The organism is Methylobacterium sp. D54C (genome assembly GCF_053345595.1).
Window position 1 is genome coordinate 42,331 of the sequence record NZ_JBKFAK010000021.1, and the last position, 24,372, is coordinate 66,702.

General features: G+C 71.4%; 27 protein-coding genes and 1 other RNA gene. 13 read left to right on the forward strand and 15 right to left on the reverse strand.

Annotated features, from left to right (window positions below; all coding sequences use genetic code 11):
- Window positions 1-107: 107 nt before the first annotated feature.
- On the reverse strand, window positions 108-1,310 hold the full coding sequence (nhaA, locus tag ACLBYB_RS26225) for a Na+/H+ antiporter NhaA (RefSeq protein WP_091675543.1): 1,203 nt from the start codon (window positions 1,308-1,310) through the stop codon (window positions 108-110).
- A gap of 54 nt (window positions 1,311-1,364) precedes the next feature.
- A complete protein-coding gene (gene tlpA, locus ACLBYB_RS26230) occupies window positions 1,365-2,006 on the reverse strand; it encodes a thiol:disulfide interchange protein TlpA (protein WP_020091314.1) in 642 nt (213 codons plus the stop codon).
- 42 nt (window positions 2,007-2,048) lie between these two features.
- On the opposite strand from tlpA, the gene argH reads away from it, so the two are divergent.
- The 3 genes from argH (at window position 2,049) to ACLBYB_RS26245 (ending at window position 4,799) form a co-directional block, all read left to right on the forward strand.
- Complete coding sequence (gene argH / locus ACLBYB_RS26235; RefSeq protein ID WP_042673336.1) at window positions 2,049-3,428, forward strand: argininosuccinate lyase; 1,380 nt, start codon at window positions 2,049-2,051, stop codon at window positions 3,426-3,428.
- 252 nt (window positions 3,429-3,680) lie between these two features.
- A complete protein-coding gene (locus tag ACLBYB_RS26240; RefSeq protein WP_020091312.1) occupies window positions 3,681-3,962 on the forward strand; it encodes a hypothetical protein in 282 nt (93 codons plus the stop codon).
- Between the two features lie 108 nt (window positions 3,963-4,070).
- Window positions 4,071-4,799, forward strand: a complete 729-nt coding sequence (locus ACLBYB_RS26245; protein ID WP_447700547.1) for an invasion associated locus b family protein — start codon at window positions 4,071-4,073, stop codon at window positions 4,797-4,799.
- An 8-nt stretch (window positions 4,800-4,807) separates the two neighbouring features.
- Here ACLBYB_RS26245 and ACLBYB_RS26250 read toward each other — a convergent pair whose 3' ends face one another.
- Both ACLBYB_RS26250 and ACLBYB_RS26255 read right to left on the reverse strand, forming a co-directional pair.
- The gene (locus ACLBYB_RS26250; RefSeq protein ID WP_042673333.1) at window positions 4,808-5,089 is read right to left on the reverse strand and encodes a hypothetical protein; all 282 of its coding nucleotides are present in this window, start codon (window positions 5,087-5,089) and stop codon (window positions 4,808-4,810) included.
- Between the two features lie 407 nt (window positions 5,090-5,496).
- Window positions 5,497-6,174, reverse strand: coding sequence for an HAD family hydrolase (locus ACLBYB_RS26255; RefSeq protein ID WP_020091309.1), 678 nt, complete (start codon window positions 6,172-6,174; stop codon window positions 5,497-5,499).
- A gap of 188 nt (window positions 6,175-6,362) precedes the next feature.
- Between ACLBYB_RS26255 and ACLBYB_RS26260 the strand changes: the two genes are divergently transcribed.
- Window positions 6,363-6,683 carry a hypothetical protein gene (locus tag ACLBYB_RS26260; RefSeq protein WP_020091308.1) on the forward strand — a complete coding sequence of 107 codons (321 nt, stop codon included), beginning with the start codon at window positions 6,363-6,365 and terminating at the stop codon, window positions 6,681-6,683.
- 29 nt (window positions 6,684-6,712) lie between these two features.
- Here the strand turns inward: ACLBYB_RS26260 and ACLBYB_RS26265 are convergent, their stop codons facing one another.
- The 3 genes from ACLBYB_RS26265 to ACLBYB_RS26275 form a co-directional block, all read right to left on the reverse strand.
- Window positions 6,713-7,207, reverse strand: a complete 495-nt coding sequence (locus ACLBYB_RS26265; protein WP_447700548.1) for a PAS domain-containing protein — start codon at window positions 7,205-7,207, stop codon at window positions 6,713-6,715.
- A gap of 321 nt (window positions 7,208-7,528) precedes the next feature.
- Window positions 7,529-7,696 (reverse strand): hypothetical protein, encoded by a 168-nt coding sequence (locus ACLBYB_RS26270; RefSeq protein ID WP_165923204.1) that lies wholly within the window; start codon window positions 7,694-7,696, stop codon window positions 7,529-7,531.
- A gap of 9 nt (window positions 7,697-7,705) precedes the next feature.
- Window positions 7,706-9,232, reverse strand: a complete 1,527-nt coding sequence (locus ACLBYB_RS26275; RefSeq protein ID WP_447700549.1) for an FAD-dependent monooxygenase — start codon at window positions 9,230-9,232, stop codon at window positions 7,706-7,708.
- Between the two features lie 55 nt (window positions 9,233-9,287).
- Between ACLBYB_RS26275 and ACLBYB_RS26280 the strand changes: the two genes are divergently transcribed.
- A complete protein-coding gene (locus ACLBYB_RS26280; RefSeq protein ID WP_042672642.1) occupies window positions 9,288-9,941 on the forward strand; it encodes a TetR/AcrR family transcriptional regulator in 654 nt (217 codons plus the stop codon).
- A gap of 26 nt (window positions 9,942-9,967) precedes the next feature.
- Here the strand turns inward: ACLBYB_RS26280 and mepA are convergent, their stop codons facing one another.
- Window positions 9,968-10,888: a penicillin-insensitive murein endopeptidase gene (gene mepA, locus ACLBYB_RS26285; RefSeq protein ID WP_020091303.1), complete on the reverse strand. Its 921-nt coding sequence runs from the start codon at window positions 10,886-10,888 to the stop codon at window positions 9,968-9,970.
- Between the two features lie 120 nt (window positions 10,889-11,008).
- Between mepA and ACLBYB_RS26290 the strand changes: the two genes are divergently transcribed.
- Window positions 11,009-11,425 (forward strand): PRC-barrel domain-containing protein, encoded by a 417-nt coding sequence (locus tag ACLBYB_RS26290; RefSeq protein WP_020091302.1) that lies wholly within the window; start codon window positions 11,009-11,011, stop codon window positions 11,423-11,425.
- Between the two features lie 128 nt (window positions 11,426-11,553).
- On the opposite strand, the gene ACLBYB_RS26295 is transcribed toward ACLBYB_RS26290, so the two are convergent.
- The 4 genes from ACLBYB_RS26295 to fumC form a co-directional block, all read right to left on the reverse strand.
- On the reverse strand, window positions 11,554-12,180 hold the full coding sequence (locus ACLBYB_RS26295) for a ParB-like protein (RefSeq protein ID WP_020091301.1): 627 nt from the start codon (window positions 12,178-12,180) through the stop codon (window positions 11,554-11,556).
- A gap of 82 nt (window positions 12,181-12,262) precedes the next feature.
- Window positions 12,263-12,487 carry a ribbon-helix-helix domain-containing protein gene (locus ACLBYB_RS26300; RefSeq protein WP_020091300.1) on the reverse strand — a complete coding sequence of 75 codons (225 nt, stop codon included), beginning with the start codon at window positions 12,485-12,487 and terminating at the stop codon, window positions 12,263-12,265.
- 137 nt (window positions 12,488-12,624) lie between these two features.
- A complete protein-coding gene (locus tag ACLBYB_RS26305; RefSeq protein ID WP_056524383.1) occupies window positions 12,625-12,822 on the reverse strand; it encodes a DUF4169 family protein in 198 nt (65 codons plus the stop codon).
- Window positions 12,823-12,883: 61 nt separating this feature from the next.
- Complete coding sequence (gene fumC / locus ACLBYB_RS26310; protein ID WP_020091298.1) at window positions 12,884-14,293, reverse strand: class II fumarate hydratase; 1,410 nt, start codon at window positions 14,291-14,293, stop codon at window positions 12,884-12,886.
- 122 nt (window positions 14,294-14,415) lie between these two features.
- Between fumC and ACLBYB_RS26315 the strand changes: the two genes are divergently transcribed.
- Both ACLBYB_RS26315 and ACLBYB_RS26320 read left to right on the forward strand, forming a co-directional pair.
- Complete coding sequence (locus tag ACLBYB_RS26315; protein ID WP_447700550.1) at window positions 14,416-15,810, forward strand: cytochrome P450; 1,395 nt, start codon at window positions 14,416-14,418, stop codon at window positions 15,808-15,810.
- Window positions 15,811-15,895: 85 nt separating this feature from the next.
- Complete coding sequence (locus ACLBYB_RS26320) at window positions 15,896-16,174, forward strand: hypothetical protein (protein ID WP_056524376.1); 279 nt, start codon at window positions 15,896-15,898, stop codon at window positions 16,172-16,174.
- A 221-nt stretch (window positions 16,175-16,395) separates the two neighbouring features.
- Here ACLBYB_RS26320 and ACLBYB_RS26325 read toward each other — a convergent pair whose 3' ends face one another.
- Together ACLBYB_RS26325 and ssrA are read right to left on the reverse strand one after the other, a co-directional pair.
- Window positions 16,396-17,022: an SspB family protein gene (locus tag ACLBYB_RS26325; RefSeq protein ID WP_020091294.1), complete on the reverse strand. Its 627-nt coding sequence runs from the start codon at window positions 17,020-17,022 to the stop codon at window positions 16,396-16,398.
- A gap of 64 nt (window positions 17,023-17,086) precedes the next feature.
- Window positions 17,087-17,468, reverse strand: a transfer-messenger RNA (tmRNA) gene (ssrA, locus tag ACLBYB_RS26330).
- Here ssrA and ACLBYB_RS26335 point away from each other — a divergent pair.
- Window positions 17,460-18,317, forward strand: coding sequence for a CPBP family intramembrane glutamic endopeptidase (locus ACLBYB_RS26335; RefSeq protein WP_447700551.1), 858 nt, complete (start codon window positions 17,460-17,462; stop codon window positions 18,315-18,317). The two genes, ssrA and ACLBYB_RS26335, sit on opposite strands and share 9 nt — an antisense overlap.
- A 134-nt stretch (window positions 18,318-18,451) precedes the next feature.
- Window positions 18,452-19,246 carry a thymidylate synthase gene (locus ACLBYB_RS26340; protein WP_447700552.1) on the forward strand — a complete coding sequence of 265 codons (795 nt, stop codon included), beginning with the start codon at window positions 18,452-18,454 and terminating at the stop codon, window positions 19,244-19,246.
- A 72-nt stretch (window positions 19,247-19,318) separates the two neighbouring features.
- Here the strand turns inward: ACLBYB_RS26340 and ACLBYB_RS26345 are convergent, their stop codons facing one another.
- Window positions 19,319-20,005, reverse strand: coding sequence for a dihydrofolate reductase (locus ACLBYB_RS26345; protein ID WP_447700553.1), 687 nt, complete (start codon window positions 20,003-20,005; stop codon window positions 19,319-19,321).
- A gap of 456 nt (window positions 20,006-20,461) precedes the next feature.
- Between ACLBYB_RS26345 and hflK the strand changes: the two genes are divergently transcribed.
- The 3 genes from hflK to ACLBYB_RS26360 all read left to right on the forward strand — a co-directional run bounded on the left by hflK (window position 20,462) and on the right by ACLBYB_RS26360 (window position 24,296).
- Window positions 20,462-21,655 (forward strand): FtsH protease activity modulator HflK, encoded by a 1,194-nt coding sequence (hflK, locus tag ACLBYB_RS26350; protein WP_331297775.1) that lies wholly within the window; start codon window positions 20,462-20,464, stop codon window positions 21,653-21,655.
- Window positions 21,652-22,629, forward strand: a complete 978-nt coding sequence (hflC, locus tag ACLBYB_RS26355) for a protease modulator HflC (RefSeq protein WP_020091289.1) — start codon at window positions 21,652-21,654, stop codon at window positions 22,627-22,629. The genes hflK and hflC overlap by 4 nt, the downstream gene beginning before the upstream one ends.
- A 113-nt stretch (window positions 22,630-22,742) precedes the next feature.
- Window positions 22,743-24,296 (forward strand): DegQ family serine endoprotease, encoded by a 1,554-nt coding sequence (locus tag ACLBYB_RS26360; protein WP_447700573.1) that lies wholly within the window; start codon window positions 22,743-22,745, stop codon window positions 24,294-24,296.
- Window positions 24,297-24,372: the final 76 nt, after the last annotated feature.

The following is a 24,372-nucleotide window of genomic DNA, read 5'->3' on the forward strand; positions in this document are numbered from 1 at the left end:
GCCGTCATTGCGAGCGGAGCGAAGCAATCTAGACGGCGCCACGCTTCCCGATGTTCCGCTGCACTGGGTTGCTTCGCTGCGCTCGCAATGACGAAGCGCGCCGCCCCCTAGTGTGGGGCGACGCGGCGCTTCGCGACGAGGAGGATCGCCGCGCCGGCGAGTCCCGACAGGGCCGAGCCCGCGAGCACGCCGAGCTTCACGGCGGTCTCGTGCTGCGGGTCCGGGAAGGCGAGGCCGCCGATGAACAGGCTCATGGTGAAGCCGATGCCGCACAGGACCGCGACCCCGTAGACCTGCCCCCAGCCGGCCCCGGCCGGGCGCTTGGCCCATCCCAGCGCCACGGCCAGCCGCAGGCTCGCGAACACGCCGGCCTGCTTGCCGAGGAACAGGCCCGCCGCGATGCCGAGCGTCACCGGCTGGAGCAGGGCCTCGGGGGTGAGGCCGGAGAGGTCGACGCCGGCATTGGCGAAGCCGAAGACCGGGACCACCCCGTAGGTGATCCAGGGGGCGAGGGCGTGCTCCAGCCGGTGCAGGGGCGAGTGCGCGTCCTCCGGCCGGCCCGGGCTGACCCGGATCGGGATCGTGAGCGCGAGCAGCACGCCCGCGATCGTCGCGTGGATCCCGGAGCGCAGCACGAGGACCCACAGCACGAGGCCGAGGAGCCCGTAGGCCGGGAGCCACCCGATCCCCGCCCGGTTGAGGCCGTAGAGGGCGGCCAGCACCGCGGCGGCGAGCGCCAGCATGGTGAGGTCGAGGCCGGAGCTGTAGAACAGCGCGATCACCACCACGGCGCCGAGGTCGTCGACGATGGCGACCGCGCTGAGGAAGATCTTGAGGGAGACCGGCACCCGCGACCCGAGGAGCGCGAGGACGCCCAGCGCGAAGGCGATGTCGGTGGCGGCCGGGATCGCCCAGCCCCGCAGGGTGCCGGCCCCGAGATTGGTGAGCGCGTAGAATGCGGCCGGGACCGCCATGCCGCCGAGCGCCGCGACGCCGGGCAGGACCCGGTCGGGCCAGGTCCGCAGCCGCCCGTCGAGGGCCTCGCGCTTGATCTCCAGGCCGACCAGCAGGAAGAACCCGGCCATCAGGCCGTCGTTGATCCAGTGCTGCACGCTCATCGGGCCGAGTTCGGCGTGGAGGGCGTGCGCGTAGGTGTCCGCGAGCGGCCCGTTGGCGACGACCAGCGCCAGGGCCGCCGCCGCCATCAGGATCAGCCCGCCCGCCGCCTCGCCGGCGAGCAGCGTGCGGATGATCGAGAGGGGGCGGGGCCTCCGCCTCGGAGGGGCGCGGTCAGGTGCGGGCGAGGTCATCGCGACACGCCTTGCCGCGCATCGGAGACGCGCGCAACCGCGCGGCCGCGACCGTTACGACGTCCGCCCCAGCGCCGCGCGGATCAGCGCCAGCCCGTCCGCGCTCGACCACGCGGCCGGCCCCTTCATCACCCCAATCGTGCAGCCCTGCGCGTCGACCAGCATCGTGGTCGGCAGGCCGGGCGACTGCGTGTCGCGCTGGAGGATCGGCAGCACGCGGCCGCCGGGATCGGCGTAGAAGGCGAGGTCGTGGATGCCCGCCTGCTTCAGCCATTCCGACGGCTTCTCGAGGTTGCGCGTGTCGACGTTGATCGCGACGACTTGGAAGTCGGGCCCGCCGAGCTGCGCCTGGAGCCGGTCGAGGGCCGGCATCTCGGCCTTGCAGGGCGCGCACCACGTCGCCCAGAGATTCACGAGGAGCAGCCGGCCCCTGAGGTCGGCGAGGCCGGTCTCGGCGCCGTCCGGCCCCTTGAACCGGATGTCCGGCGCGGGCCGGGCCTGCGGCGGGGCCTGCATGGCGGCGACCTCGCCCTTCGCGGCCGCATCGACCCGGGCCAGCGCCGGCTTGGCGGCGGCGCAGGGCTGAAGGGCGCCGCCCGTGTTGCCGGGCAGGAGACCGCTCCCGTATAGGGCGAGGCCGAGGACGGCGAGCGCGGCGACGCCCGCGCCGGCCAGGATGGGCGTGCGGCCGGGCATCAGGCTCGGGCCTCGGGACGGTCAGGGCGCGGAAGGATCGACATGAGCAACCGGATGTGGGGCGGCCGCTTCGCGAGCGGCCCGGCGGAGATCATGGAGGAGATCAACGCCTCCATCGGATTCGACAAGCGCCTCGCGCCCCAGGATATCCGCGGCTCGCTGGCGCATGTGGCGATGCTGGGCCAAGCCGGCATCCTGCCGGCGGAGGATGTGGCCGCGATCGAGGCCGGGCTCAAGTCCGTGCGCGACGAGATCGAGGGCGGAAGCTTCGTGTACAAGCGCGAGCTCGAGGACATCCACATGTCGGTGGAGAGCCGGCTCACCGAGATCGTCGGCCCGGCCGCCGGGCGGCTGCACACGGCGCGCTCGCGCAACGACCAGGTCGCCACCGACATGAAGCTGTGGGTGCGCGACACCCTCGATTCCCTCGACCAGCAGGCCGCCGACCTGCAGCGCGCCCTCAGCCAGGCGGCGCTGAAGCACGCCGGCACCGTGATGCCGGGCTTCACCCATCTCCAGTCGGCCCAGCCGGTGACCTTCGGCCACCACTGCCTCGCCTATGTCGAGATGCTGGCCCGCGACCGGGGCCGGTTCCGCGACGCCCGGGCGCGGCTCAACGAGTGCCCGCTGGGCGCCGCCGCGCTCGCCGGAACGTCCTTCCCGATCGACCGGCACGCCACCGCGGCGGCCCTCGGCTTCGACCGGCCGACCGCCAACTCCCTCGACTCGGTCGCCGACCGCGACTTCGCCCTGGAGGCGCTGGCGGCGGCCTCGATCTGCGCCGTGCACCTGTCGCGCTTCGCCGAGGAGCTGGTGGTCTGGACCTCGGCCCAGTTCAACTTCGTGCGGCTGTCGGACGGGTTCACGACCGGCTCGTCGATCATGCCGCAGAAGCGCAACCCCGACGCCGCCGAGCTGGTGCGCGCGAAGAGCGGCCGGATCATCGGCGCGCTGACCGGCCTGCTCATCGTCATGAAGGGCCTGCCGCTCGCCTACTCGAAGGACATGCAGGAGGACAAGGAGGGCACCTTCGACGCCCTCCAGGCGCTGTCCCTGTGCCTCGCCGCCATGACCGGCATGGTGAAGGACCTGGAGCCCAACGCCGAAGTGCTCGGCCGCGCCGCCGGCTCCGGCTACGCCACCGCCACCGACCTCGCCGACTGGCTGGTGCGCGAGCTCGGCCTGCCGTTCCGGCAGGCGCACCACGTCACCGGCCGCCTCGTCGGCGCGGCCTCCGCCAAGGGCGTCGGGCTCGAAGAGCTGTCGCTACCCGAGATGCAGGAGGCGGAGCCGCGGATCACCGAGGCGGTCTACGCGGTGCTGGGCGTCGAGAACTCGGTGGCGAGCCGCACCAGCTACGGCGGCACCGCGCCCGACAACGTCCGGCGCCAGGCGCAGGCCTGGATCGAGCGGCTGGGCTGAGCCGCCGCGGCCGACGGCGACCGGCGCCGGCTGGCGCTTCGCGCCGCTAGCCCCCGAGGGTTGCCGGGGGCCTGCGGCCCGCCGCTCCGCCCGCGCGGCGGCCCCCCGGTCGCCTCGGACCGGGGATCGGGCCCCGCTCATCCACAGGACCGTTCAAAATTGTGCATTGCAACCCTCGGCCCGCCCGCGCGTTCACCGTCTGGCTAAGTCCGCTCAGCTACAAGCTTCGCCGTCTGGATCGGAGTTCGCAGGATGCCTGTCGAGAGTTGGCTGAACACGGAGGAGGTGCCGGATTTCGCGGCGCACGCCACGGCGATGATCGACGCCGCCCTGACCGGTTCGGGCCTGACGCGCGAGTCCTACTGGGCCGCCGTCCGCAAGGGCTACAACACCCCCTACAACGATCCGCCCCGCCAGCGCGCCGCGCCGGCCCGGCCGAACGCCATCGCGGTGCCCGCCGGCCCGGCGGTCGAGCCGCTGCCGGTCCCGGCCGGCGTCATCGCGGCCCGGGCGACGGAAGCCCGCGCCGTCTGATTGTCGACGGATCCCGCCCCGCCATCTTGCCGACGTTTTACGCAAGCTTCACTAATCCCGAACCCCGGTCCGGCTCCTGACGGAGCCGCCCGTCGTCAGGAAGTGAAGATGGTCCGCGTCCCCCGCTCGCTCCCGGTCGGAGCTCTCGCCCTGCTCGCCTCCGGGCTGGTTACCGGCCTCGTCGGAGGTGTGCTCGGCGGGACTTGCCTGGTCGCGACGGCGGCCCACGCCCAGGACGCGGCGGTGGCCCCGGACGCCGGCGGTGGCGACGCGGCCCCGTCGCGGCGCGGGCGGCGGCACGGCCGCGAGCGGAGCAAGCGCGCCGAGAAGAAGACCGCGACCCCGCCGGGGATGCAGCAGGCCACCCCGGTGGCGATCTTCGGCGACTGGAACGTGTTCGTGAACGGCGACGGCCGCAACAAGCTCTGCTACGCGATCGCGCAGCCGCAGACGCGCTCGCCCAAGACCCTGAAGCGCGACACCGCCTACCTGTTCGTGAGCGTGCGCAAGGGCGAGAACATCCAGAACGAGGTGGCGGTGATGCTGGGCTTCCCGTCGAAGCCCGCGGCCTCCCAGGTCAAGCCCGGCTCCGCGGCCGCGCCGACCGACCCGAGCCTCAACCTCGGCGCCAGCCGCTACGGCCTCGTGGTCAAGGACGGCAATGCCTGGCTGCAGAACCCCGCCGAGGAGGCGCGGGTCGTCTCCGAGATGAGCGCCCGCAACCCGAAGATCATCATCAAGGCCACGTCGATGCGCGGGAACCCGACGAGCGACGAGTACGCGCTCGGCGGATTCGCGGAGGCCATGAAGCGCACCCGGGACGAGTGCAGCAAGTAGCGGGCGGGTCAGGCTCGCCGCAGCGCGGGCCGGTGCGACCGGTCGGGGGACCGGGCGCTCATGCGCGCGCGGGCCGCGCGGGCGGCCTGCTCGGCCGTACGGAACACGGCGCCGTCGAGCCCGTCGAAATCGCGCGCGGACGAGAAGAACCGGACGCCGCGCCCCTCGGGGACGGCGATCCCGGCGGTGACCTCACCGATCTCGATCACCCGGGCGGGTTCGCTCGGGCCGAGGGCCGGGTCCGCGAGGTCGGGACGGTCTTCGGGTTTGTACTCTGCGAGGCTGTGCATCGGATCGGGAACTCCCTGGGCCGGCCGGTCGCCGTGCCGGATCGCGTTGGTTGCTGCGGAGGATCGACGGGGCTCAGCGTCGACAGCGCCGGCGGGCGGCGGGGCAGCAGGGGGCGATCGGGAGCGGGTATCGAAGGGACGATGTGCGAGTGACCATCGGACGTCCTCCAGACTGAAGGACCGCGCGGCACGGGGCCAGCGCAGTGCTTTAGCGTTTGATCACGCGGCGCAAGCTACGCTTCTCAAAGGACCGCGGCCCGCCCTGTCGCGCACCCGAGGTGCGCGGCCGGGCCGGCACCCCTGAAGATGGGCGCGGCACGGCGCACCGTCAACGGAACGGACTTCCGATTTCGAGGGCCGGCCTGGCAGGAAGCCGGTCCCGGGCACGCGTCCGGGAGGCGGATCGTTCAGGCCGCGGCGATCACCGCGGCGAGGTCGGAGAAGTCCGAGAAGATCCGGGCCGCGCCGGCCTCCGCGAGCCCGGCGCCCGCCGGGTCGTGACCCCAGTGGCCGCCGCCAGTGAAGCCCGCGACCCGCATGCCGGCGCTCCGGGCCGCCGTGACCCCGGGAACGCTGTCCTCGATCACGAGGCATGCCGCCGGAGCGACGCCCATCCGCTCGGCGGCGAACAGGAACAGGTCGGGGAAGGGCTTGCCCCGCGCCACCTGCGCCGAGGAGAAGACGCGGTCGCCGAACAGGGGGAGCAGCCCGGTCAGCGTCAGGGAGTGGCGCAGCCGCACCGGGTCGCTGCTCGACGCGACGCAGACCGGCAGGCCCACGGCGGCGACCGCCTCGGCGACGCCGCGCATCGCCCGCAGCTCCGCGTCGAACAGCGCCAGGGTCTCGGCCTTCACCGCCTCGACGAAGCCGTCCGGGGCGGTGACGCCGTAGTCGCGGGCGATATGCGCCATGATCGAGGGCATCGCGGTGCCGGTGAAGCGCGCCCGCACGGTGGCGAAGTCGATGTCCACGCCGATCCGGTTGAGCCCGGCCGTCAGGCAGGCGAGGCTCAGGGGCTCGCTGTCCACGAGGACGCCGTCGCAATCGAAGATCACGAGGCCGAGATTCGTCGCGCGCGCGTCCAAGGTCGACCGTTCCCTGCACGGCCCGCCGCCGCCGGGCGACCCTGTGGCACGGGCCCGAGGGCCCCGCAACCGCGCGGATCGACGCTCGCCCCAGGCGCTTGCACCTTGCGGCGCGGCCCCATACTCCCGGGGCGGGCGCGCCGATCCGGCACCCACGGCCCGTAAGGCAAGGCTCAGAAGGCCCCGCGATGTTCCGCTTCCTGGCCCGCGTCCTGGGCTTCCTGCTGATGGCCGGCGGCTTCGTCGCGCTGGTCTACGACGGCGCCCGCTCCATCGCCAACAACGGGCTGCGGGTGACGCCGCTCTCCGACGTGATCGCCACCCTGTTCAAGGACAAGGCCAGCGCCCTGCAGGGCAGCGTGGAGGGGGCGGCGCCCTGGCTCTGGCACATCCTGGGCCTGCCGCTCACCCTGGCGCCGGCCTCCCTGATCGGCCTCGGCCTCGGCGCGGTCCTGCTCTGGCTCGGCCAGCCGGGCCGCGAGCCGATCGGGTTCCTGACGAAGCCCTGATCCGACGAAGCCCTGATCCTCCGGACGGGCTAGCGGGCCGCGAGCTTGGCCTCGGCCTCGGCCAGGGCGGCCTTCAGCCGCTCGATCTCGGCGGTCAGCGCGTAGTGCTCGCTGACGTCGAGCTGCGAGGCGAAGAAGTAGACCACCCGTCCCGCCTCGTCCCGCACCGGGCCGACGTAGAGGGCGTTCTGGAAGGTCGAGCCGTCCCTGCGGTAGTTGAGGAGGTCGACCCGGATGTCCTCCTCCCGCCGGATGGCCGCGCGGAGGCGGTCGACGGCCGCCGCCTCGGTGTCGGGCCCCTGCAGGAAGCGGCAATTGCGGCCGACCACCTCCATCCGGGTGTAGCCGGTCAGCTTCAGGAAGGCGTCGTTCACGAAGACGATCGGGTTATCGTGCTGGGCCGGATCGGTGATGATCATCGGCATCCGGGTCGCCCGCACGGCGGCCGCGAAGGGATCGCCCCGGTGCGCCTCCGCCTTGAGGTCGTCCGGCACGTGGCTCGTGGCGGTCCCGCCCGTCTCCATCCGGATCAGCCCCTCACAGCGCCGCGCAGGGCGGACGTCCGACCCGCGTCGTCGGGGCACCAAGCCGGAATTTGCCCGCGCGGTCCAGTCTCTCGCGGCGCGGTTCGCGGAGGGCGGGCGCCGAACGTCGTCCGGCGGTCCCCGCCTTCCCGTATCGGGCGGCGCCCGAGACCGGGAGGCGGGCCGCTGGCGCACCGCTTCGCGGGGGCCTGCCACCAGCAGGCCCCGGCCAAGAAGCTGGCCAAGAAGCTGGCCAAGAACCCGGTCGAGAACCCGGCCGGCTGTTGCGACCCGGCGGGAACCGGCGGCGCCGCCCGAGCCTCACGGGCTCCGGCTGTCGGGCCGCGTCTGCGGGCCCGGCGCCGGGGCGCCGGCGGCGCCGCCCCGCAGGGGCGGCGTGCTGTTCGGGCTGCGCAGCACGATCAGGACGCTGCCGAGGACCGAGAGGGCGAGGGCGGTCGCGAGGAGGATGAAGAGCCAGCGGGGCATCCGGGGCGGTTAGCACATCGGAGCCGGCGCGCCGAGCGGCCCGGCCGGTGACGGGCCGAACCAGCGGCCCACCGCCTCCCGCAGGCCGTCGAGGGCGGTTGCCGCGCCCGTCCAGGCGACGCAGCCGTCGGGGCGGACCAGCGTCGAGGGCCCGTCCGGGACCGCCACGCAGGTCACCCGGCCCGTCGCCGCGGCGACCATCCGGGAGGCCGCGCCGTCGGCGCTGCCGTCGACGAGGAGGCCCCGGCCGTCCTGCATCGCGCCGTAGAGCGTCGCGCCGCCGGCGCCGAGCGGCCCGTCGCCGGCCATCCGGCCGACCGCGTCCTCGGGCGAGCCGAGATCGTACCGGGCGCTCAGGCCGCGCATCAGGCCGCCGAGGATCCGGCTGACCTCGTCGCTCTCCAGGAGCCGCGCCATCAGGTCGCGCAGCGCGCCCGATTGCGGATCGGGCCGCAGGATCGCCGCCTGGGCGCGGGTGTTGGCCGTGACGGCCTCGGCCACCGGGCGCCGCTCGGCCGTGTAGGTGTCGAGCAGGGTCTCGGGCATCTCCCCGCGCAGCACGGCGGCGAGCTTCCAGCCGAGATTGGCGGCGTCGCCCAGGCCGAGGCTCAGGCCCTGGCCGCCGAAGGGCGCGTGGACATGCGCCGCGTCGCCGGCGAGCAGCACGCGGCCCCGGCGGTAGGTGTCGACGAGGCGCGTGTTGTCGGCCCACCGGTTCGCGACCGCGACCCGGGCGACGCGGACGTCCGTGCCGCTGACCCGGCGCAGCGCGGTCTCGATCTCGTCGCGCGTGACGGGCGCCTGCCGGTCGGCCGGCGGGCCGCTGAAATCCAGCATGAACAGGCGGCGCGGGAACGGCCCGTGGCCGTAGACGCCCCCCGGCCCGCGGTGCCAGCCGACCGGCAGCGCGCCGGCGGGATCGTCGAGATCGGCGATCGCTTGGTACATGGTGAGCGTCGGCGGCGTGCCGGGGAAGGCGAAGCCGGCCATCTTGCGGACCGCGCTGCGGCCGCCGTCGCAGCCGACGAGATAGGCGCAGCGGACGCGCGCGTCGCCCGTCGGCGCGGTCCAGGCCACCTCGACCCCGTCGGCCGCCTCCGTGAAGCCCGTGAGCGTGCAGCCGCGGCGCAGGTCGATCCCGAGCGCCGCGGCGCGGTCGAGCAGCATGGCTTCGAGGCTCTGCTGATCGACCGCGCGCATGCGCCGGTCCGGCTCCGCCTGCGGGCCGCGGCGGATGAACAGGAAGCCGAAATGGCCGCTGAACTGCGCCCCGCGCGGGCCGCCGCCGACCTGACCCGGCAAGCGGCCCATCGCCGCGAGGCTCCGCGCCTCGGCGGCCTCGATCGCCGCGCCCATCCCCCGCCGCTGCAGCGCCTCGACGCCCAGGGGGCCGAGCCCCAGCGCCTTGATGGTGGTGCTCGGCTCGGTGAGGCGCTCCAGCACCCGGACGCGCGCGCCCCCGAGGGTCAGCTCGATGGCGGTCAGGAGCCCGACCGGCCCGGCTCCAACCACGATGACGTCGACAGGCTCATCCATGGACTTAATCCATTTCTATACTCAGTCCATGGATGGATGTGGTATGAGGCGGCGCATGTCAACGCCTCCCGACCGCCGGTCCCGCAAGCGCCTCGCCACCCGGCAGGCCATCTCCGACGCCGCCACGCGGCTGTTCCTGGAGCGCGGCTTCGACGCCGTGACGGTGGATGAGATCGCGGCGGCTGCGGATGTCGGCCGGATGACCGTGTTCAACCATTTCCCCCGCAAGGAGGACATGTTCTACGACCGCGATGAGGAGGGGCGCGCACTCCTGCGCGAGACCCTGCGGCAGCGCGATCCCCGGGTCGCGCCGGTCGAGACGCTCCGCCAGCTGGCGCACCGGCTGGTGACGGGCCGCAACCCGGTCGTGGAATTCTCGGCGCGCAGCGGCGCCTTCGTCGCGACGGCGGCCGGGAGCGAGACGCTCAAGGCCCGGGCCCGGGCGATCCGGGACGAACTCGCGGGCGTGGTGCGGGTCGCGCTCGCCGAATCCGTCGGGCGCGGGCCTGAGGATCCCGACGCCGACCTGGCGGCCGGCCTGCTGCTGGCGACCTGGAGCGTGGCCTTCCTCCGGGCGCACCGGACCTTCCGGGCGACGCGGCGGACGGAGGCGGCGAATGCCGCCTTCCTGGCGGTCATCGACCGGGGGACGGCCGGCCTCGCGGCGGCGCTGGCCGGCACGCCCTACGCGGAGGCGGCCGCGCCCTGAGCGGCGACCATCCCCGGGGGCCCGGCCTACGGCGCCTTCAGCACCGCCCGGCAGGCGGCGGGCAGCGCCGCCATGGTCATGGCGGGCTTGGCCTTCGGCGGCGTCTTCGGGGGCTTCGGGTGGAGCACCGCGTCCGAGAACCAGTAGCTGAGGTCGTCGCAGCCATCGCCTGGCGGCGGCGCGCCCTGGGGCTGGCAATCCTCCTGGCCGGCCGGGCAGGAAAGCCGGATATGGTAGTGGTAATTGTGCCCGTACATCGGGCGGACCTTGGACATCCAGCGGCTGCCCGCGGCGTCGCGGCAGAGGGCCTTCTTGATCGCCGCGTTGACGAAGATGCGCTCCACCTCCGGCTGCTCGGCGGTGATCTTGATCAGCTGCAGGTGCGTGGGCGTCCAGACCTGGGGATCGATGTCGAGGCGATCGCGGCGGACCATGTCGGTGGCCGAGGTCTCCTCGCGCTCCGCCCGGCTCATGCGGTGGTCGGGCATCGGCGTCAGCCAGACGTCGGCGTCGATGCCGATCTGGTGCGAGGCGTGGCCGGTGATCATCGGGCCGCCGCGGGGCTGGGCCATGTCGCCCACGAGGAGGCCGGGCCAGCCGACCCGGGCGGCCTTCTGCGACAGCCGCTCGATGAAGTCGACGAGGTAGGGCGTGCCCCACATCCGGTTGCGGGACGGGCGCATGACCTGCCAGTTCGGCCCGTCGAGCGGCAGCGCCTCGCCGCCGGCGAAGCAGCCCTTGGCGTAGAAGCCGTAGATGTGGGCCGGACCGGAGGACGCCTTGGTGACCCGCCCGAACAGGGCCTTGGCGGGCGTCGAGGGCGCGTCCGGATGCTCCAGGGGCGGCAGCGGCTTCGGATTGACGCTGCCGCGATCCTGGGCCTGCGCGGCGGCGGGCAGGAGCAGGGCGGCGAGCGCGAGGCTCTGGGCGAAACGCGGCATCGGCATGCGGGGGCTGTTCGTCCGGCTGGAGAGGGCGGGCGCGGGCGCCCGCCGGAACGTGGCCCAGGGGCGGGGCGTTTTTCGGGCAGACGGCGCGCGTCGCGCGGAAACGGTCGGGAGGCGGCGATGACGGCCACGGGAACGGGAACGGACACCGGTCAGCCCGGCACGGCGAACCCGGCCGGCCGGGAGCCCCGCCGCCTGATCGCCAGCGATCGGGTCATCGGGACGGATGTCCGCCGGCCCGACGGGACACGGGTCGGACGGATCGAGCGGCTGATGCTCGACAAGGTCTCGGGTCGGGTCGCCTACGCGGTGATGAGCTTCGGCGGGTTCCTGGGCCTCGGCGAGGACTTCTACACGCTGCCCTGGTCGGTGCTGCGGTTCGAGCCGCAGCAGGACGCCTACGTGGTCGACATCACCGAGGCGCAGCTGCGCGCCGCCCCGGCCCGCACCCCCGAGGGCACCGATCCGGCCGCGGACGGCGCCTGGGAGGAGCAGATCCACCGCTACTACGACGCGGCGCCCTACTGGGGCATCTAGAGCCGTGCCCGATCGCGTTGCGACCGTGCGCGGCTCCAAGCCTCTGCCGTGACGCGCTCTCCGGCGCCGAACCGGCGTCCGCTTCGGCGGAAGAGCGCTCGAGGCGCCGCCGCGACCGTCTGCGGGTCTCAGCGGACGTGGCGGGTCACCGGCCCGCACCAGCCGGGCAGGTAGTCGGCGTCCTTGGACTTGGCCAGCGACATCGCCCGCTCCAGGGCCGAGGAGAAGTCGTTCTCGATCCGCTTCTCCTTGATGTTCCGCCGCAGGAAGTCGGCCCAGAGAAACTCGCTGAACGGCGTTGTGTCCTTCGCGAAGCCGCCGGCCCGGCGCAGCTCGCCGGCGAGGCTGCGATAGGGGTCGTCCACCAGGGCGTCGACGGATTTCGGGATGTCGTCGAAGTGCTGGCGCACGCCGTCGGCGTCGTAGGGGTGGGTCCAGGATTTGTGGTCGCAGACCGTCCAGAACGCGTCCTTGTCGAGGTAGTGCAGGTCGGCCACCACGGTGACGAGCACGTTCTCGACGCCCTCCTCGTGCAGGGCGCGGGAGAGGTGGTGGTGATCGATGATGTAGTGGCGCTTCTTCGGCCCGAGCAGCGTCGGGATCATGTGGGCGCCGAGGAATTCCTTCTTCTTCTCGCCGTCGTACTCCCGCCAGCGCCGCCGCTTCTCCGCCACTTCCCGGTAGCCCACGGTCATCTGCGTCGGGCGCAGCTCCGCGATCGGGATGGTCTTGAGCAGCGGCTCTCTACTGGCCATGGGGTCTCCTTCGTGCGTGGATTTGTCACGCGATCGTCAGACACCTATTCAGGATCGGGAGAGCGGCCAGGGCGCGCGGCGCTCACGTTTCCGGCATCGCGCGGACGGCCTCCAGCACGAACACGCGGATCGCCGAGGACAGGTTCTGGCCGTCGCGGCCGGCGTCGATGTGCCCGATAAGGGCCTGGACCGACTGGCCCCGCGCCTCCGCGATCGCCCGCAGGGCCGCCCAGAACGGGTCCTCCAGGGACACGCTGGTCCGGTGGCCGGCGATCATCACGGAGCGCTTGGTGATGCCCGGGCTCATGGCGAGGCGGCTGCGCGTCCCGTCCTCGCGAGCGGAGCGAAGCGATCCAGGGCAGCGCGACCCTGGTCGGCGTGGCGCGACTGGATCGCTTCGCTCCGCTCGCAAGGACGGTGGGGCTGCTGCATCCGGATCTGCTCTCAGTCTGCCGGATCGGGCTCGCCCCGCTCCAGGCGGTGGCCCTCGTGCCGCTCGGTCTCCAGGGCCTTGCGGCGCTGCTGGAGGGTCCTGGCCTTCTTCGGCTGCCCGAAGGCGATGCGGTTGGACTCGGCCTTCGTGTCGGCCTCGGCGCGGGCCTTCGCCTTGCGGACCTGACGCAGGTTGATGATCTCGGCCATGGATCGCCTCCCGGCAATGGCGACCGGCGCAGGACACCCGCGCCGGCCAAATCCCAAGAAACTAATCGGCGCTGGGGGCCAGCATGGTCTCCGGCCGCACCACGCGCTCGAACTCCGCCTCGGTCACGTAGCCGAGGCGCAGGGCCTCCTCCTTGAGGGTCGTGCCGTTCTTGTGCGCGGTCTTGGCGATCTCGGCGGCCTTGTCGTAGCCGATCGAGGGGGCGAGCGCGGTGACCAGCATGAGCGACCGGCTCATCAGGTCGGCGATCTTGTCCTCGTTGGCCTTGATGCCGACGACGCAATTGTCGGTGAAGCTCACCGCCGCGTCGGCGAGCAGGCGGATCGACTGCAGCACCGCGTTGGCGATCACCGGCTTGAACACGTTGAGCTCGAAATTGCCCTGGGAGCCGGCGAAGCTCACCGTGGTGCCGTTGCCGATCACCTGGGCGCAGACCATCGTCAGGGCCTCGCACTGGGTCGGGTTGACCTTGCCGGGCATGATCGAGGAGCCGGGCTCGTTCTCGGGGAGCGACAGCTCGCCGAGGCCGGAGCGCGGGCCCGAGCCGAGGAAGCGGATGTCCTGGGCGATCTTGAACAGGCCGGCGGCGAGCGCCGAGAGGGCGCCCTGCGTGAACACCAGGGCGTCGTGGGTCGCGAGCGCCTCGAACTTGTTCTCGGCCGACGTGAAGGGCAGGCCGGTCAGCTCGGCGACCTTGGCGGCGAAGCGCTCGGCGAATTCCGGATGGGCGTTGAGGCCGGTGCCGACCGCCGTGCCGCCCTGGGCGAGCGCCAGCACCCCCGGCAGGGTCGCGGCGACCCGCGAGCCGCCGAGGGCGACCTGCGCGACGTAGCCGGAGAATTCCTGGCCGAGGGAGACCGGCGTCGCGTCCTGCAGGTGGGTGCGCCCGATCTTGACGATCGCGTCGAACGCCTTGGCCTTGGCGTCGAGGGCGGCGTGGAGGTGGGAGAGTGCCGGCAGCAGGCGGCCCTGGATCTCGCGGGCCACCGCGATGTGCATGGCCGTGGGGAAGGTGTCGTTGGAGGACTGGCCGCGGTTGCAATGGTCGTTCGGGTGGACCGGCGACTTGCCGCCGCGCTGGCCGCCCAGGCGCTCGTTGGCGAGGCTGGCGATCACCTCGTTGGCGTTCATGTTCGACTGGGTGCCCGAGCCGGTCTGGTAGATGACGAGCGGGAACTCGTCGTCGTAGCGGCCCTCCACGACCTCGGCGGCCGAGGCCGCGATGGCGTCGGCGAGCTTCGGGTCGAGGGCGCCGAGATCCTTGTTCACCAGGGCGGCGGCCTGCTTCACCACCCCGAGGGCGTGGACGAGCGGCGCCGGCATCCGGTCGGTGCCGATCTTGAAGTTCTGGATCGAGCGCTGCGTCTGCGCGCCCCAGTAGCGGTGGGCCGGGACCTCGATCGGACCGAAGGTGTCGGACTCGGTGCGGGTGGCGGTCTCGGTGGGCGACATCGTGGCCTCTACGTCTGGTGCAGTGCGGTGCCTACTTAAATGAGGCGCGGGTGAATCGCGATGCCGGTTTTCCCCGGTGCGCCGACAAGGGCGGGGCTCTGTTCCCGCCGGACAAGGAGCCGATGAGCGCCACGATCGATCTCTCCGAACCGATGGCCGGCACCCGGTTCCGCCCCGTCGTGCCGCCGCCGCTGAAGGAGCCGCTCGGCTTGTTCGAGTTCCTGCGGGCGGCGCGCAAGAACCCGATCACCACCTGGATGGACGCGCATTTCAAGCTGCCGGTCGTGGCGGCCGAGGGCGCGATGGGCCGGATCACCCTGGTGAGCGACCCGGCGCTGATCCGCTACCTGCTGATCGAGAACCCCGACGGCTACCGCAAGGACGACCTCCAGCGCCGCGTGCTGGCCCCGGGGCTCGGCAACGGCCTGCTCAGCGCCGAGGGCGACGAGTGGCGGCTCCAGCGCCGGACGCTGGCGCCGATCTTCAACGCCCGGACGGTCCAGGGCTTCTCCGACGCGATGAACGCCGCCGGGGCGCGGCTCGGCCGCCGCCTCGTCCGCCGCGACGGCAAGCGGGTCGACGTCGCCCTGGAGATGACCCGCGTCACCCTCGACGTGCTGGAGCGTACGATCTTCACGCAAGGTTTGCCGAGCGATCCCGACGCGCTGGGCCGCGCGATCACGCGCTTCCTCGAGGCCGTCGGGCCGATCGACCCCCTCGACGTGTTCGGCGTGCCCGATTTCGTGCCGCGGATCGGCCGGTTGCGGGCGCGCCCGGCGGGGCGCTTCTTCGCCGAGGTGGTCGACGAACTGATCGCCCGGCGCAAGGCGCTGATGGCGGGGGGCGAGGCGCCCCGGGACCTGCTGACCCTGCTGCTCGCCGCGCAGGATCCCGAGACCGGCAACGGGCTCTCGGACCTCGCCGTGAAGGCCAACATCGTCACCTTCATCGCCGCCGGCCACGAGACCACGGCCAATTCCCTGACCTGGGCGCTCTACTGCCTGTCGCAGGATCCCGCCGCGCAGGCGCGGGTCGAGGCCGAGGTCGACGCGGCCGGGCCGGGGGATTTCGCCGTCGAGCGCCTGCCCTTCACCCGGGCGGTGATCGAGGAGGCGATGCGGCTGTTCCCGCCGGTGCCGTTCCTCAGCCGGCAGGCGGTCCGCGACGACCGCCTCGGCCGGATCAAGGTGCCGCGGGGCTCGCTGGTGATGGTGGCGCCCTGGGTGCTCCACCGCCACCAGCTGCTCTGGGACGACCCGGAGGCCTTCGTGCCGGAGCGGTTCCTGCCCGAGAACCGGGACGCGATCCCGCGCTTCGCCTACCTGCCGTTCGGGGCGGGGCCGCGGGTCTGCATCGGCCAGAGCTTCTCGATCCAGGAGGCGGTGATCGTGCTGGCCCACGTGGTCCGGGCGGTGCGCTTCCGGCTGCCGGCGGATCACCCCGCGGTCACGCCGCTCCACCGGGTGACGCTCCGGCCGGAGCACGGCTTGCGCATGGAGGCCGAGCGGCGAGCGTGAGCGGGTTGACGGGTTCCCCGTGCGTTCTCACATTGCCGGAACGGGTCAGCAGAGTCGCGCTGGCTGAGATCGGGCACGAACCGCGATGGTCGACACCGTTGCTCCCGTGACGCTGGATTATGCCGAGCAGGTCGCCCGCGTCCTGCGCTCCAATGCGGAGACGGAAAAGTTCGTGGCCGAGCAGCGGAAGCTGATCGACGAGCAGACCAAGCTTCAGGCCGAGGCGGCGAAGCTGCACGCCGAGACGCTCAAGCTCGGTCGAGACCGTGTCCTGGCCCCGCTCTCCATCGGTTTCGCCGGCATGGCAGCTGCGGCCGCATTCTTCGGCGCGGGCGCCGCGTTCGTCAAACTTCTGAGCCCCTGACCGTCGATCTGGGGCACGACCGGCGCCGGCGCGGTCCGAAATGCCTGCCGCGACTGTGTGAAGCTCCCTGGGCGATCGTCTGGGCAACGTTCGGTCGAGGCCTGCTATCGGGCATGCCCCGAGCTTCGATTTGAACGCGTTCCCATCGCCTCGCCTCACCGCGCCTGAGCCTGACGGATCTCGCAGCGGAAAGGTCGTGACCGAGTCGGCCAGGGGCGATCTCAGCTCTTCTTGCGGAAGGCGTCCAGGCTCACGACCTCGGCGCTGCCCTCCTCGCCCTCCTTCTTGGCGGCGGGGCGGGGGGCCTTGTCGTCGGTCTTGCCGGCGTCCTTCTCGCCCGGGGCGGCGGGCGCGGGAAGACCCTTCGGCGCGCCCGCGCCGATCGTCGCGAGACCGGCGCTCTTGGGCCGCACCTCGCCGGGTTCCGAGCCGGCGCCGCGGGGACCGGGCTTGGCCGGGGCGGCGTTGGCCTCCTCGGGGGTCTCGCCGGCCTCGCTGAGGTCGAACTTCAGGCCGAACTGCACGGAGGGGTCGAAGAAGCCCGACAGGGCGTCGAACGGCACCAGCAGGCGCTCCGGCACGCCCGAGAAGGACAGGCCGACCTCGAAGGCGTGCTCGGTGACGTTGAGGTCCCAGAACTGGTGCTGCAGGACGATCGTCATGTCCTGCGGGTACTTCTCGCGCAGGGCCTGCGACATCCGCACGCCGGGGGCCTCCGTCCGGAACGAGACGTAGAAATGGTGCTCGCCCATCAGCCCCTCGCGGGCCGCGTCGGTCAGGACCTTGCGCACCACGCCGCGCAGGGCGTCCTGTACCAGGAGGTCGTAGCGGATCAGGTCGTCTGCCATCTGCGGTCGCGCTCTCGCCCGGTCTGCCCGGCGCCCCGCCGCGGATGGCCGGACCGAGGACTGAAGTGGAGGCTTCTGTTGCCAGGCGCCTCCGAACCCCGCCTATGCGGAGCTACCCGCTAGGACTTCAGGTCGATATTGGGGACCGCTTACGCGGCCACCGCCACCGGAGCAAAGTTGTCGTTGGCAACTATTGCAAAGGCCCGATAACGGCGGAACCATGCCGAGCGAAAGCTCAACCTTTACGCCCTCGTCGATCCTATTTCGCCCCCGCCGAAGCCCCGGTTCCGATCACGCCCCTTGCGGCAGCATGTCCTGGGCTCGGGTGGAGGCGCCGGGTACCGCCCCCGGGTCCGATAGGTTTATTGCGAAGAACGTTTATCGCCATAGCCGGCCTCGCGACCGGCTCCCGAGATATAGAGGGGATCGGTCCGGTTTTGAAGCCCGATCGTGTCGCGCCGCCGCCTCATTTGGAGCCTCCGGGGGAGGCTGTTGCCGGAAGTGCGCAGTCGCGCGCCGCCGTCCCCGACGCGCGGGGCCCGCTCGAGCGCGCCTGGGGCGCGACGTGGCGGCTCGGCGCCCTGGTCGCCCTCGTGATCGTCTATCTCGGCGCGGCGAGCCTCCTGTCCCTCGCCACGGTGCGCGTCGGCTTCGACCTCTGGAGCGGGATCGACCCGTTCCTGCCCCCCGAGCGGCGCCCGTTCCTGGGCGCGGTGGAACTCGCCCACCGGGCCTTCGCGATCGACGCCCTGCGCCAGGTCTACCTCGCCGCCCTGGTGCTCGGCGGCGCGTGGTGGCACGACCGGACCGGTTGGCGCCGCCGCCTCGCCCTCGACCGCGAGCGGCCGAACGGCATGCGGCCGGTCGCGCTGCTGGGCCTCCTGCTGGTCTGGCCAGTGCTGCACATCGCCTGGGTCACCGGCACGGCGGAGCTGTTCGGCGCGAGCTTCGGCCAGCACGTGCGGCTGTCGCCGTTCATGAGCCAGGCGGCGGTCGCGGCCTGGCTCGCCTATCTGGCGATCCTGGCGCCGGTGGCCGAGGAGCTGCTGCTGCGCGGCGAGGCCTTCGCCCGCGCCCGGGCGGCCGTCGGACCCGCGGGGGCGATCCTGGTCACCGCGCTCATCTTCGCCGCCGCTCACATCTCGTCCTGGGGGCTCGCCCGGCCGGTCTCGCTGCTGCCCCTCGCCCTGGCGCTGGGCTGGCTGCGCTGGCGCACCGGCCGGCTCTGGCCCGGCATCGCCCTGCACGGCTGGTCGAACCTCGCCCTAGTGACCTACCTGCTCTGGCCGGTTTGAGGGCCGGTCTGAGGTCGGCTTGGCCGACAGGGCGCCGCGCGCAGGCCTGCGCCGGAGCGGCTCCCACGCGACGGCGGTGGACATATGGCGGCGGCGCGCTTGCCGGCCGGCGCGCCGGCGCGCAGGAATGGGCGATGGACGCTTATCACGACCTGCTCCGGCGCATCCTCGACGCGGGCGTCGCCAAGGACGACCGCACCGGCACCGGCACGCTCTCGGTGTTCGGCCACCAGATGCGCTTCGACCTGTCGGCGGGCTTCCCGCTGGTCACCACGAAGCGGCTGCACCTGCGCTCGATCATCCACGAGCTGCTCTGGTTCCTGGCGGGCGACACCAACGTGGCCGCGCTGAAGGCGAACGGCGTGACGATCTGGGACGAGTGGGCGGACGAGCGCGGCGATCTCGGCCCGGTCTACGGCAAGCAGTGGCGCTCCTGGGAGAGGCCCGGCGGCGGCACGGTCGACCAGATCGCCTGGGTGCTCGACGAGATCCGGCGCAACCCCGATTCCCGCCGCCTGATCGTGTCGGCCTGGAACCCGGCCGACCTCGACCGGATGGCCCTCGCGCCCTGCCACTGCCTGTTCCAGTTCTACGTCAGCGAGGGGCGGCTCTCCTGCCAGCTCTACCAGCGCTCGGCGGACGCCTTCCTGGGCGTGCCGTTCAACATCGCGAGCTACGCCCTCCTGACCCACATGATCGCCCAGGTGACCGGCCTCGGGGTCGGCGACTTCGTCCACACCTTCGGCGACGCCCATCTCTACCGGAACCACCTGGAGCAGACCCGCACCCTCCTGGCCCGGGAGCCGCGCCCGCTGCCGCACTTGCGGCTCAACCCGGAGGTGCGCGACCTCTTCGCCTTCCGGTTCGAGGACATCGCCATCGAGAACTACGACCCGCATCCCGCCATCGCGGCCCCGGTGGCGGTATGAGCGGCAATCCGCTTTCTACGGCTTCCAGAGTACCGAGGCGCGGCGCTTGTGCGAGGGTTCGCCTCTAAGATGTTACGCGACTAGAAGAGACAGATTTCCCTGTGACTTAGTTTCGGCAGGAGGATTTATAAATTTTTCAGGGAATTCTTCGAGGTCCTTCTTAGAAACGTCTGGCTTCTCCCTCACTAAAAATTCTTCCAGCTTTCTGTGTCTTGTGTATTTATTGCGTCGTTCCAGTATCGATATATTGAAATCGTACTCATCTATATCTGACGCCTTGAATTCTTGTTTGCTTATCAGGACCCACTCACGCAGATCGAATCGCTCTTTAAAATAAGCGTCCCCGCAGTCAATTCTATGCTGAACCTCGGTCAGATAGATTTTTGTGAACAATTGCTTGAACACTAGATAAATCTGCGCCCCGCCGATGACTATGATTTGAGAATTTCCCTGTATAATTGAAAAAAAATCTGCTATAAACAGGGCGTCTTCTGGTGATTTCGCCCAATAAAGGTTGTCTCGATTTTCTCCCCCTTTTGTTGAAAGGACAATATTAATTCTGTTTGGAAGCGGTCGACCTAAAGATTCGAGAGTTTTGCGGCCCATTATGACGGCGTGACCTACAGTCACTGATCTAAAAAATTTCAGATCAGTTTTTAGTTTCCATGGCAATTCATTCTCGCAGCCGATTACGTCGCCCGGATTGCTCCGGGCAACAATGTATGAAATCGATGGCATTGTGCGTTCGATCGGTTTCATTTTGTTAATATTTCATTCTGCCAGGCATTGGGCTGCGTGCATCAGAGAGCATCATCTCCTCGAACAGTTAAGGTGATATGTCGGCCTCGCTGTGGGGGTACGTAGGCAGGCCCTTGTTACGCAGCGAATCCAGAATCAGCGCCCCGACTCAAACGGTTTCTGTGAAGCGTATCTAACTTGATGTCGCAGTTGCCAACCATGCTCGGCATGCCCACCTGCCAGCCTTGACAGCACGGGGCGTGCGCCCGCAGGTGCCTGTCGGGTGCGCGCGCTCACGCCGGGCCTGCACATCCTGCGGGAAGATGCGCGTGCGGGCCCTCGAGGCCTCCAGCCGGGAGCGGTCGCGGTGCGATCGGTCCGGATGGTCGGGACTAGGCGGGCGAGCGTGGCCGTTCAGGCAGGGGGCGCCGGTCGGGACGTGGGCCGGGCGCGGACAGGCAGGAGACGACGGCTAGGATGCCTTGGAGCAATCAGAGCGGCGGCGGGGGGCCCTGGGGCCGGCCCGGCGGTAACGGCGGTGGTCCCTGGGGTGGCGGCAGCGGCGGCGGCGGTGGCAAGACGCCGCCGAACCTCGAGGACCTGCTCCGGCGCGGGCAGGACCGCCTGCGCGGTCTGATCCCGGGCGGCGGTGGCGGTTCGGGCGGCGGTTACGGCGGCGGCGGCTCGACCGGCGTCGGCGGCGGCCGCAGCGCGGCGGTGATCGCCGTCCTGGCCGTCGCCATCTGGCTCGCGACCGGCTTCTACACCGTCTACCCCCGTCAGGTCGGCATCGAGACCATCTTCGGCCGCTACGTCGGCACCAAGGGCGAGGGCCTGCGCTACAACTTCCCCTATCCGATCGGCGGGGTGGTGAAGCCGGATGTCGGCTCCCAGAACTCGATCCAGATCGGCTTCCGCGCCGGCCCGAACGGGCAGGGCCGCAACCGCGACGTGCCGGACGAGAGCCTGATGCTCACCGGCGACGAGAACATCGTCGATCTCGACTTCGAGGTGCAGTGGCGGGTCAACCCGCTGAAGGCCTCCGACTTCGTGTTCAACCTCCAGAATCCGGAGGGCACCATCAAGGCGATCTCCGAGAGCGCGATGCGCGAGGTGATCGGCCGCCGCAACATCCAGGCGATCCTCACCAACGAGCAGTCGAGCATTGCCCAGGAGGTGAAGGAGATGGTCCAGAAGGCGCTCGACGAGTACGGCGCCGGCGTGCGCATCGAGGTGGTGCAGCTCGTCTCGGTCAACCCGCCGCCGGAAGTGCGCCCCGCCTTCATCGACGTGAACGCGGCCCAGCAGGACGCCGACACGGCGCAGAACGAGGCCAAGACCTACGCCAGCCGCGAGGTGCCGCAGGCCCGCGGTAAGGCGTCCCAGATCGTCCAGCAGGCCGAGGCCTACCGGACGAAGGCGACCGCCGACGCCACCGGCCAGGCCGCGCGCTTCAGCGAGGTCTACGCCTCCTACAAGGCCGCCCCGGCGATCAGCCGCGAGCGGATCTTCCTGGAGACGATGGAGAAGGTCCTGGGCTCCGTGAACAAGGTGATCATCGACCAGAACGGGACGCAGCCCGGCGGTGCCACCGCGGCCGGCGTGCTGCCGGTGCTGCCGCTCTCCGAGTTCGGCGCCCGCGCCCAGACCCAGACGGGAGCTGCCCGATGAAACAGGCTCTCCGCACCGGCCTGATCGTGGTCGCGGCCATCGTCGCGATCGGCCTCTACGCCTCGATCTTCACCGTCGGCCAGATGCAGCAGGCGCTCGTCCTGCAGTTCGGCCGCGTCCGGGCCGTCCTCAACGCCACCGGCGAGGACAAGCCCGGCCTGTACTTCAAGATCCCGTTCATGGAGAACGTGGTCGTCTTCGACAAGCGCGTGCTCGACCTCGACCTGCCGGTCCAGACGGTGCTCACCGCCGACCGGCAGAACCTGGAGGTGGACGCCTTCGCCCGCTACCGGATCGTCGATCCGCTGCGCTTCTACCAGGCGGTGGGCAATATCGGGCTGGCCAACCAGCGGCTCGCGAGCTTCACCAATTCGGGCCTGCGCAACGTGCTCGCCCGCTCGACCCGCGACGCGATCGTGAAGACCGATCGCGGGCAGCTGATGCACCAGATCCAGGAGGACGTGAACCGGCAGGCCAAGGCGCTCGGCATCGAGATCGTCGACCTGCGCATGACCCGCGTCGACCTGCCCGCGCAGAACTCGGCCGCCGTCTACCGGCGGATGAAGACCGAGCGCGAGCGCGAGGCCGCCGACATCCGCGCCAACGGCGACCAGATCGCCGCCACGATCCGCGCCAAGGCCGACCGCGAGGTCACGGTCATCCTCGCCGAGGCGACGCAGAAATCCGAGCAGCTGCGTGGACAGGGTGACGCGGACAAGAACCGCATCCTCGCGGACGCGTTCGGGAAGGACGCGGACTTCTTCAGCTTCTACCGCTCGATGCAGGCCTACGAGAGCGGGCTGAAGGGATCCGATACCCGCCTGGTGATCAGCCCGAACACGGATTTCTTCCGCTTCTTCAGCGATCCGCAGGGCCGGGCACCCGCCCCGGCCGCCCGCGGGCCGCGCGGACCGGCCGATCCGAGCGCCACCACGGGCTCGACGACCGGCTCCACGGCGGGGACGGCGCGCTGAGGGGGCCCGTTGGCGCCCCGGCGCCCGGGGATTACCGTGCAGGACAACCCGCGGGCGATCGGCCATCGGTCGGGGCCCGCGGGACCGGAAACGCGTTCATGAAGAGGTCGACCATGCACCCCGTCGCGAGCGCCCCCGAGGCGCCGTTCGACCGCGCCCCGGCGCGGCCCCGCTCCCGCGCCCGCGCGGTGATGGTCTCGATCCTGATCGGCGCCTCGGTCACCGTCTCCGTGGCCGCGGCCGCCCTGCCGGTGCCGGCCTTCGCCAAGGGGCCGGCCTCCCTCGCCGATCTCGCCGAGCAGGTCACCGACGCGGTGGTGAACATCTCCGCGTCCACCACCGTCGAGGCCCGCGCCGGCCGTGCCGGGCCGCAGGTGCCCCCGGGCACCCCGTTCGAGGACCTGTTCGAGGAGTTCTTCAACCGGCGCGGCGGCCGCGGCGGCGGTGGCGGCGGTGACGGCGACGGGCCGCGTCAGCAGCGCAAGTCGAACTCCCTCGGCTCCGGCTTCATCATCGATTCCGCCGGCCTCGTGGTGACGAACAACCACGTCATCGGCGACGCCAACGACATCCAGGTCATCCTGCACGACGGCACGAAGCTGAAGGCCGAGATCGTCGGCAAGGATTCGAAGATCGACCTCGCGGTCCTGCGGGTGAAGCCCCCGGCCGACCGCACGCTGAAGGCCGTGCCGTTCGGCGATTCCGACAAGATGCGGCCCGGCGACTGGGTCATCGCCATCGGCAACCCGTTCGGGCTCGGCGGCTCGGTCTCCGCCGGCATCGTCTCGGCGCGGGGCCGGAACATCGAGTCCGGACCCTACGACAACTACATCCAGACCGACGCGGCCATCAACAAGGGCAATTCCGGCGGCCCGCTGTTCAACATGGACGGCGAGGTGATCGGCATCAACACGGCGATCCTGTCGCCGACCGGCGGCTCGGTGGGCATCGGCTTCGCGGTCCCGTCGGGCACGGCCAAGCCCGTGATCGACCAGCTCCGCGACTTCGGCGAGGTCCGCCGCGGCTGGCTCGGCGTGCGCATCCAGAACGTCGACGACACCACCGCCGAGGCGCTCAACCTCAAGGGCGGCGCACGGGGCGCCCTGGTGGCCGGCGTCGACGAGAAGGGACCGGCCAAGACCGCCGGGATCGAGGTCGGCGACGTGATCCTGAAGTTCAACGGCGCGCCGGTGAAGGCCTCGGGCGACCTGCCGCGCATCGTCGCCTCGACCCCGGTCGGTCAGAAGGTCGACGTGGTCGTCATGCGCAAGGGCGAGGAGGTGACGAAGCCCGTCACCCTCGGCCGCCTGGAGGACGGCGACAAGCCGCAGCTCGCCAACCTGCGCCAGCCGGAGCCCGAGAGCGCGACCCGGCAGGCGCTGGGCCTCAACCTCTCCGGCATGACCGACGAGCTGCGCAAGAAGTACTCCATCAAGGACACCGTGAAGGGCGTGGTCGTCACCCGGGTCGACCCGAACTCGACCGCCGCCGACAAGCGGATCCAGCCCGGCGAGGTGATCGTCGAGGTCGGCCAGGAGTCGGTCAGCACCCCCGCGGAGGTGACCAAGCGGATCGACGCCCTCAAGAAGGACGGGCGCAAGTCGGTCCTGCTGCTGGTGGCGGGCGCCACCGGCGACGTGCGCTTCGTGGCCGTCGGCCTCGACTGAGCGGTCTCATCGCGTCGCCGAGGGCCGTCGCTCCGCGGGGGGCGGCGGCCCTCGCGCGTTCAGGGGTCCCACATTG